The organism is Bacillus sp. P14.5, assembly GCF_003316765.1.
In the GTDB taxonomy this organism is placed as follows: domain Bacteria; phylum Bacillota; class Bacilli; order Bacillales; family Bacillaceae_B; genus Rossellomorea.
The window spans coordinates 1-1,077 of record NZ_NIJF01000072.1 but is presented as its reverse complement, the minus strand read 5'-3'; the positions used below and the strand labels follow the sequence as shown (position 1 = coordinate 1,077).

Genomic DNA, 1,077 nt, shown 5'->3' with positions numbered 1-1,077 from the left:
ATATCCGACATGAACAATGATGCTGTCTGGAGAATCTTTTCTAATTTTTCGAAAATAGCTCTTCATACTCATGAGCATTCGTTGAGGTCGTGGAAGGTATYYTTTTTGTGCGCCCATAATAGTCATAGATCTCCTGGACCGGTAAAGTACCGTCATAAATAATCCTTCCCGTCCATAATGATGTGCATGGGAACTACCTGCACATTGTACTTTTGAGCTAAATCCTCCGGTAAGTCGGCACCGCTTTCGGTCGTTAAAATAATCCTTCGCATCCTATTTCCCCCTTGGTAATATTGTTCGCACGTTTACTCTCCTGATGTTTGATTTCATGCTTTAACTATACATGATGATGCGGGATTTATATTGTTTTGCCGCGCTTTGTACTAATTATTGCTGCGGGCCTTTCTCGATGAGGGGGCAATCAAAGAGTTTTGTGTTTCTATCAACGAAAATCGCGGTACTATCGACGACTTTTATGGTTCTATCAACGAGTTTCGCGCGTCCGTATCAACGACTTCCCCTTTTCGAGGCACATTTCAAAACAACAAACTTGGTTTGTCCCCAGCCTTGGCTGGGCTTCTGGCTGTTTCCCCCATGTCATGTGTGTGCATCGATATTTTCACCTATCAACGAGTTTAGTGTTTCTATCAACGAAAATCACAGTTCTATCGACGACTTTTATGTTTCTATCAACGAGTTTGGTACTCCTATCAACGACCTTCCCCTTTCTATCAACGAATTCCATTTTCGGGTACTTTCCAAAAGAACAAACTCCGGTTTGTCCCCAGCTTTGGCTGGGCTTCTGGCTGTTTCCCCCATGTCATGTGTGTGCATGGTGTTTTCTTCTATCAACGAGTTTAGTGTCTCTATCAACGATAATTGCGGTGCTATCGACAAGTTTTATGGTTCTATCAACGAGTTTCGCGTTCCTATCAACTACTTTCCCTTTTCTATCAACGACTTCCCTTTTCGAGGCACATTTCAAAAGAACAAACTCCGGTTTGTCTCCCAGCCGAGGCTGGGGCTTCTGGTCAATACTCCCTGACATGTAAAGAATGTCTAAATTCTATACAAAAG

General features: G+C 42.8%; 1 protein-coding gene and 1 pseudogene. One reads left to right on the top strand and one right to left on the bottom strand.

The features are described from left to right. Positions 1-272 (bottom strand): annotated as a pseudogene (locus B9Z54_RS12635) (DegV family protein); the annotation flags it as partial. A 137-nt stretch (positions 273-409) separates the two neighbouring features. Between B9Z54_RS12635 and B9Z54_RS24850 the strand changes: the two are divergent. Then, entirely contained in the window at positions 410-1,045 is a 636-nt protein-coding gene (locus B9Z54_RS24850) for a hypothetical protein (RefSeq protein WP_162785196.1), read from the top strand. Positions 1,046-1,077: the final 32 nt, after the last annotated feature.